Genomic DNA, 7,554 nt, shown 5'->3' with positions numbered 1-7,554 from the left:
GCCCGGCAGGTACAGCACCACCAGCTGCACCACGACGGCGGCGGCGCTGGCCGTCGCCGTCGTGGTGCAGCTGGTGGTGCTGTACCTGCCGGGCGAGCAGGTGCCGCAGGCCGGGTTCGCCGCGCCGGGGCTGGACAAGGCGATCCACGTGGCCGTGTTCGCGCTGCCCGCGTTCCTCGCCGTGTGGCGGGGGCGGAGCGCGTGGTGGGCGCTGCCGTTCGCGGTGCACGCGCCGGTGAGCGAGCTCGTGCAGCACGCGTGGGTGCCGCTGCGGACGGGGGACCCGGTGGATGTCGTCGCGGATCTGGCGGGTGTGGTGCTCGGCGTGGTCGCCGCGGGGCGCCGCCGGATTGGAGGATCGGGGGCGTCGGGCGTATGATGGTCCGGTGCACTCCTGCGGGAGGGCATGACCTGGGGCTATAGCTCAGTTGGTAGAGCGTTTCGTTCGCAATGAAAAGGTCAGGGGTTCAATTCCCCTTAGCTCCACGGACCGTCCCGGTCCGCGATCCTCGAGGTCGCGGGCCGGGACTTTCTCGTGACGGGGGCGTGTGCGCCTGCCCTGCCCTCACCCCCGGGAGGGGGGCCGGCGCTTCCGGGGGGACCCCCCGGGTGTCTACAGTGCCGGGGTACGTCAGCGCGGACGTGATGCGGTCGTGTCACCGCAGGTCAGTCGCGCTTCTGCCGCCCCGCACGGGGCCGTTCGGCCCGGCCCGGGCCGGGAAGGGGACGCCGATGCGCATCAGCGTGCTCACCCACATGCTCCACCCCATTCGTTCGCCCTACGAGGGCGGGCTGGAGATGCACACGGCCATGACCGTGGAGCACCTCGTGCGCCGGGGCCACGACGTCACCGTCTACGCGCGGGAGGGCACCCGGGTGCCGGGCGACGTCGTCGCCGTGCTGCCCGCCGAGGGCGCCGGCCCGGGCCGCGCGGGCGCCCGCGTGCGCGAGGAGGCCGCCCGCCGGGCCTGCGCGTTGATCCTCGATGACGACTCCGACGCCGTCCTGAACAACTCCCTCTCCCCGGCGCCGCTCGAGCTGCTGCGCGCCCGCCCCGTGGTCACCGTCCTGCACACGCCGGCCACGCTGGCGGAGGTGCTGGCTGTCGTCGACGCCCCGGGCTGGACGGCTCCCGACCACCACCGGTGGGCCTCGGTGTCCGCGTCGAACGCGCTGGCCTGGCAGCATCGGCTGCCGCGGGTGGATGTGGTGCCCAACGGGATCGAGCTGCACCAGTGGGTCTCCGACGCCGTCCCCGTGCGCGGCCGCGCCGTGTGGTCGGGCCGGATCACGGCGGAGAAGGGCCTGCACGTGGCGATCGACGCCGCCCGGATCGCGGGCATGGAGCTGCACTTCGCCGGGCCGATCTCGGACGAGGAGTACCACGCCCGCGAGGTCGTGCCGCGGCTCGGCCCGGACACCGTCTACCACGGCCACCTCGACCACCACGCGCTGCCGCACATGCTCGCCACGGGCGAGGTCTTCCTGGCCACCCCCCTGTGGGCCGAGCCGTTCGGGCTCGCCGTGGTCGAGGCCATGGCGCTCGGCGTGCCGGTGGCCGCGCTGCTCAGCGGCGCGATGGGGGAGATCGTCGCCCCGCAGGCCGGCGCGCTGGCCGTGCACCACACGGCGCAGGAGCTCGCGGTCTCGATCCGCCACGCCCGCCGCAAGGACCGGGGACGCGTGCGTGCGTGGGCCTGCCGGTTCAGCGCGGAGACCATGGTGGAGGGCTACGTGGACCTGCTCGAGCAGGCCGCCGAGGACGCCCGCGACCTCGCCGCCGCCGAGGACGCGTACGGGTTCGACCCCCGGGAGGTCCCGCGCCCGTCCGCCGACGCGGCAGACCTGGAGTCCCTCTGATGGCCCCGGCCCGCAGGCGGGTCCTCTACTACGCCCACCAGCACGGGGCGGGGCACCTGCGGCACGCCGCGGGCCTGGCGTCGACCGGGGCGTTCGACGTGACGGTCGTGACCGCCCACCCCCGGGCGGCCGCACTGCTGCCCGCGGACGTCCCCGTCATCCCGCTGCCTTCGGACCTCGTGCCCGGCCACGAGCAGCCGGCGCGCTCGCCCCTGCACTGGTCCCCGGTGGGGACCGAGATCCGGGCTCGCTTCGACGCCCTCCACGCGGCGGCGCGGCGGGTGGACCCGGACGTGTGCGTGGTGGACGTGTCCGTGGAGGCGGCCCTGTTCCTGCGCCTGGCGGGCTGGCCCGTGCTGCACCGCCGCATGCACGGCGAGCGCACCGACCCCGCGCACGCCCTCGTCTACGCCGAGGCCGACGGCCTCTTCGCCCACTACGCCGCCGAGCTCGAGGTCCCCGCCTGGCGCGCCGCCCACGCGGACCGGGTCGCCTACCTCGGGGTCGCGGACGTCACCGGCCGGCTCGGCACCCGCGCCACGACGACGGCGTCCGCCAGCGCCCCGCGCGTCGCCGTGATCGCCGGGACGGGCGGCGGCGGGGTGCGGGCCGCGGACCTGGCCCGGGCGGCATCCGCCGTGCCGGAGGCGACGTGGGAGGTGTACGGCCCGATCGCCGGGGTGGGCGAGCCGGAGGCGCCGGGCGGGCTCGCGGCGGAGGCGATGCCCGCCACCGTGACGCTGCACGGCTGGGTCCAGGCGCCGGCCCGCCGGGCCGCGGACGCCGACGTCGTGGTGGTCTCGGCCGGGCACAACGCCGTGGTGGACGCCGCCCGCTCCGGCCGCCCCGTGGTGCTCGCCCCCGAGCCGCGGCCGTTCGACGAGCAGCGCGTGTTCGTCCGCGAGATCCACCGGGCCGCGGGCGTGCCGTGGTGCGCGTGGGAGGACCCGGACGCGGACTGGGCCGGCGCGGTGCGCGGCGCCCTCGCGGACCCGGCCGCCGCCGATCGGCTCGCGGGCCTGCTGCTCGTGGCGCCGGACGAGTACCGGCGGCGCTGGGAGGCGGCGATCGAGGGCGCCCTGGGCTGAGCCCCGATCGCCCCCGGCGCGTCGCCCCTCAGTACGCGGCGTCGTCGCGGCGGGCGGCCGTCAGCTCCGCCTCCGTGGGGTGACGCAGCAGCTCGAGCCGCTCGCCCTCGGGGTCCCACGCGATCAGCCCCGCGTCCGCGAACGCGCGCAGCCACCCCTCCATGGCCCATCGGCCGTGCACCTGCCGGAAGCGGCGGGCGTTGATCAGGATGTCCTCGAGGTGGTGCAGCGGCGGGGTCATCACGCCGTGGTGCTGGTGGAACGCCTCGGCGGGGCTGAACCGCAGCGTCAGGCCGGCGGCTCGGGCGCGGAAGGCCAGGTCCGTGTCCTCGGCGCCGTAGCCGGTGAAGCCCGCGTCGAAACCGCCGATGCGGGCCAGGTCCGCGCGGCGCAGCGCCAGGATCAGCGTCCACACGAGGTGCCACTCGTCCGAGGGGCCGGCGGTCAGGTGCGCGCGCGCCCGGTGGGGCACGGAGAGGCGGCGCAGCAGGGCGTCCGCGCGATGCGAGGTCAGGTCGGCCTCCCCGACGTCGCGGGTCCAGCCCGGCCGCAGGTAGCGGGGCCGGCCCATCACCACGGACCCGGGGTGGGCCGCGACCTCGGTGGCCAGCACGCCGACGGTCTCGGCGGCCGGGATGCAGTCCACGTCGAGGAAGACGAGGATCTCGCCGGTGGCGAGCTCGGCCGCGCGGTTGCGGGCCTGCGCCAGGGGCAGCCCGGCGTCGGCGGCCACGTGCCCCACGGTGACGGGCAGGTCCGTGGCCGGGACGCGCCCGTCCGGCTGGCCCATGAACACCACGACCACCTGGTCCGGGCGGCGGTGGGAGCGTTCCAGCCCGGCGATCACGCGGGACAGGTGCTCGTCCCGGTGCCCCGTGATGACCAGCACGGACACGCCCGGCAACGCCCCGCGCGCCCGGGCGAGGGCCTCGCGGTAGACGGCCACGTGGGCGGCGGCCACGCGACGACGCTGCCGGGCCCGGGCGGCCGGGTCGGCGGGGGCCGTGCGCGCGCGGGCGCGCACCAGCGTCTCGAGCGCGTCGGCGAGGGAGTCGGGGTCCTCCGGGTCGAACGCGGCGAGCGAGTCGGGGGTCAACCAGGCGCCGGACTGGTCCGCGATGTGCCCGATGTCCGCGACGGCCACCGGCACCCCCAGGTCCCGGCACATCTCCACCCAGCCCGAGTGGGTGCCGATGCGGTACGGCAGCACGGACACGTCCACGTCGCGCAGCAGCGCGTGCAGGGCGGGGTCGTCGAGCCGGTCGTGCTGCCACAGCTCGAAGCCGTGGTGGGCGCAGCCCGCGCGCAGCGCGGCCAGGGCGTCCTCGTCCTGCACGGTGTCCTGGACCTCCACGGTCACCCGCGCGTCGACACCGCGGTCGGCCAGCGTCGCGACGGCGGCGGCGAGCACCGGCAGCAGCGCCACCGGGGCCACCTGGGCCCGCAGGTCCTTGGCGTGCACCAGCAGGCGGGCGGGGGCGGCCGCGCCGTCGCCGTCGTCGGACGCGTCGGGGGGCAGCAGGCCGGGCTCCGCGCCGGGGGCGTCGTCGTCGCCCTGCGCCACGAGGTCCTCGAGCGGGACGATGTGCGGGTGGGGGACCACGAGGGCGCGCACGCCGTAGTCGCGGGCGAGGGTCGCCGCGGCGCCGGGGGTGAGCGTGAGCACGGCGTCCGCGCGGCCCAGCAGCACGGCCAGGCGGTCCCGGTGGGGGCCCTGGTCCGTCAGGTGCGGGTTCTCGAGGTCGTGCACGGTCACGACGACGGCGCCCCCGTGCGCGTGCTGCGCGTCCAGGGCGGCGGCCAGCTGGGCGGGGCTGAAGTGCTCGAAGCCGAAGTGCACGTGCAGCACGTCCGGGCGGTGCTCGGCCAGCCACTCCGCGTGCAGGGCCCGGGGCGGCCACCACTGGTGTGCGGGCGCGCCCGGCACCGGCGGGTCCGGCAGGAACTCCACGTCCGGCGCGGCGCCCGGGTCGAGGGGGCGGATCGCGCGGGTGTACGGGTGTTGCGCGGGCACGTGCTGGACGGTGATGCTCACGGGGGAGGGCCTCCTGACCTGGGGGATGCGATGCCGCGCGGGCGGCGTGTCCCCGTCCCGGGTCGGGGGTCGCGAAATCTAGTCTGTCAGGGCAGGATCGGAGAATCGGAGCAGCGGCATCCTGTCCGTTCCGGCGCGCCGCCGCGTCAGAGGAGCGCCGCCGCAGGTGAAGGGGATCGTGGACGTGGACTCGCAGCCGCAGGGACGTGTGCTGTACGTGACCGTGGGCGCGCCGGAGCACGGCGTGGTGCGCCACGGCCGGCAGACGGCCGCCGCCCTCCAACGGGTGGGCGCCGAGGTGGAGCTGCTCACGGCGGAGGACGTCGCGGCGTTCCGGGGCCTCGTGCCCCTGCTGGAGGAGGCGCGGGCGCTGGGCGCCGCCGTGCACCTGGACGTCACGGACGCGCTGTTCGGCCCCACCGCGACCGCCGCCGCGGACCTGCTCGTCGACGTCCTGCCCGCGGGCACCACGCTCACCCTGCACGACATCCCGCAGCCCGCCGAGGGCGACGGCCGCTACCGCCGCCGCGGCGAGGCGTACGCGCGGCTCGCCCAGGCGGTGGCCGGCGTCGTGGTCTCCTCGCAGCACGAGCGGGCGCTGCTGGCGGACCTGGTGGACGTGGCCGCGGACGTGGTCCCGCTGCCCGTTCAGGACCGCCGGGCCGCGGCCGCCCGCGCCGAACCGGTGGTGCCGGAGAGCATGGCCGGCCTCGACCAGGACCTCGTGCTCTTCGGCTTCGTCTACCCGGGCAAGGGGCACGCCCTCGCCCTGGAGGCCCTCACCGAGCTGCACCGCCAGTGGGGCCCGGACTCCGGGGCGCCGCGCCGGCTGACGGCGCTCGGACCCGTCAGCGCCGGGCACGACGACCTCGTGGCGGAGCTGACCCGCGACGCCGAGGCGCGCGGCCTGGAGTTCCGCGTCACCGGGTTCGTGCCGGACGAGTTCGCGGACGCGGCCCTGCTCTCGGCGGGCATCCCGTTCGCGGCGCACCGCAACGTGTCCGCGTCCGGGTCCCTGGCGGCGTGGACCTCGGTGGGGCGGCGGGCCATCGCCTCCGCCGGCCGCTACACGGAGGAGATGGAGCGCCTGCGCCCGGGCACCCTGCGGCTCGTGCACCCGAACGGGTCGCCGGCCTTCGCGATGGCCGAGGCGATCGCCGAGGCGGTCGAGGACCCCGAGCGCACGTGGCTCGACCCCGCCGTGGACCTCTCGCCCGGGGCCGAGGGCTGCGCGCGGATGCTCTTCGACGTGCTCCGCCGCGTGCACAGGTGGACGTGAGCGCCGCCGTCTCCGTGGTGGTGCCCTACTACCGGGCCCAGGCGGACCTCGACCGGCTCACGGCCGCGCTCGCGGCCCAGCGCGGTGTGACCGGCGGGCTGCAGCTCGTGGTGGCCGACGACGGCTCGCCCGTCCCGCCCCGGGTGGACCCGGGCCTGCCGTTCGACGTGGTGACCGTGCGCCAGCAGGACCGCGGGTTCCGCGCCTCGGCGGCCCGGGCGCTCGGGGCGGAGGCGGCCGACGGCGACGTGCTCGCCTTCCTCGACGGGGACATGCTCCCCGAGCCCGGGTACCTCGCCGCGGCGCTGGCGGCGGTGGCCGAGGCGCCCCGGGACGCCGCGGTGGTGGGCCGACGGCGGCACCTGGCCGAGGCCTGGCTGGAGCGGGCCTGGGCGGACGGCTGGCGGCCCGGGCACGAGGTGCCCGCGGACGCCCTCCTGGCCGAACCGGCCTGGCTGCGCGACGGGTACCGGGCCACGGACGACCTGCGCCGCGCCGACTCCACCGGCTACCGGTACGTCATCTCGGCCGTGCTCACGGTGGCGCGCGAGGTCTACGAGGACGCCGGCGGCTTCGACCCCGCCTTCGTGGGCTACGGCGGGGAGGACTGGGAGCTGGCGCACCGGCTGTGGCGCGTGGGGGCGGCCCTGCGCCACGCGCCGGACGCGGTGGCGTGGCAGGCCGGCGCCGACTTCGGCGGACGCGGCGACGCCGCCGAGGCCGCCCGGGTGAAGGCCCGCGAGGCGCTCGTCCTGGTCTCCCGGATCCCCGCGACGACGTCCCGCGGCCACGGCCTGTCCCTGGCCGGCCCGCTGCGGGCCGAGGCGCGCGTGCGGGTGCCGGAGGGCGCGGACGGCGCGGCGGCGGCCGTGGTGGCGGTGGACGCCGTGCTGCGCGCGGCACCGGGGGCGCGGGTCGGCGTCGTGGGCGGCCTCGACGAGGCGGCGGCGCGCGCGCTCGGCGACCCCCGCGTGCGGCTGCTGGGCGAGCCCGACGGCGGCGCGGCGGCGCCCGAGGACCTGCCGCCGACGCCGGCGCGCGGCGACCTCGACGCCGTCCGGTCGGTGCCCGACTGGTCCGTGGACGTGCACGTGCCGCTGCGGCCCGCCGCGGCCGGAGCCCGGCCTGACACGGACGCCGTCGCCGCATGGCTGCTGCGCCTGGAACGGGCCGGCGTCGAGCGCGTGGAGGTGCTGGGCGAGCCGGGCGAGCGGGCCGAGCGCGACGTGCTCGCCGTGCTGACGTGCGCACGGGCGCGGTGGCGGCCTCGGCGGGGCGGGACGGCGCGGGTG

6 protein-coding genes and 1 tRNA gene are annotated in these 7,554 nt (G+C 77.6%); 6 read left to right on the top strand and 1 reads right to left on the bottom strand.

Annotated features, from left to right (window positions below; translation table 11 throughout):
* The 4 genes from J1M37_RS09330 to J1M37_RS09315 form a co-directional block, all read left to right on the top strand.
* Window positions 1–379 (top strand): VanZ family protein (locus J1M37_RS09330; RefSeq protein ID WP_241250992.1); only part of this gene is annotated, 379 nt, incomplete at its 5' end.
* Window positions 380–413: 34 nt separating this feature from the next.
* Window positions 414–486 (top strand) — tRNA-Ala (locus J1M37_RS09325).
* A 246-nt stretch (window positions 487–732) separates the two neighbouring features.
* Window positions 733–1,860 (top strand): glycosyltransferase, encoded by a 1,128-nt coding sequence (locus J1M37_RS09320; RefSeq protein WP_206452482.1) that lies wholly within the window; start codon window positions 733–735, stop codon window positions 1,858–1,860.
* Window positions 1,860–2,948, top strand: a complete 1,089-nt coding sequence (locus J1M37_RS09315) for a glycosyl transferase (protein WP_206452481.1) — start codon at window positions 1,860–1,862, stop codon at window positions 2,946–2,948. Before J1M37_RS09320 ends, J1M37_RS09315 begins: the two co-directional genes overlap by 1 nt.
* A 28-nt stretch (window positions 2,949–2,976) precedes the next feature.
* On the opposite strand, the gene J1M37_RS09310 is transcribed toward J1M37_RS09315, so the two are convergent.
* A complete protein-coding gene (locus J1M37_RS09310) occupies window positions 2,977–4,983 on the bottom strand; it encodes a glycosyltransferase (RefSeq protein ID WP_206452480.1) in 2,007 nt (668 codons plus the stop codon).
* A 166-nt stretch (window positions 4,984–5,149) separates the two neighbouring features.
* Between J1M37_RS09310 and J1M37_RS09305 the strand changes: the two genes are divergently transcribed.
* Window positions 5,150–6,262: a hypothetical protein gene (locus J1M37_RS09305; RefSeq protein ID WP_078026231.1), complete on the top strand. Its 1,113-nt coding sequence runs from the start codon at window positions 5,150–5,152 to the stop codon at window positions 6,260–6,262.
* The coding region (locus J1M37_RS09300; RefSeq protein ID WP_342345137.1) for a glycosyltransferase at window positions 6,259–7,554 on the top strand (1,296 nt) is incomplete at its 3' end. The genes J1M37_RS09305 and J1M37_RS09300, both read left to right, overlap by 4 nt.

Origin of the sequence: Micrococcus sp. KRD012 (genome assembly GCF_017168555.1) — a bacterium.
Lineage (GTDB): Bacteria > Actinomycetota > Actinomycetes > Actinomycetales > Micrococcaceae > Micrococcus > Micrococcus luteus.
The sequence above is the reverse complement of the archived record's forward strand: the minus strand, read 5'-3'. Positions and strand labels throughout refer to the sequence as shown.

Coding starts and splice junctions, on each gene's coding strand:
- J1M37_RS09315 (WP_206452481.1), top strand. CDS start 1,860: ATGGCCCCGGCCCGCAGGCGGGTCCTCTACTACGCCCACCAGCACGGG.
- J1M37_RS09320 (WP_206452482.1), top strand. CDS start 733: ATGCGCATCAGCGTGCTCACCCACATGCTCCACCCCATTCGTTCGCCC.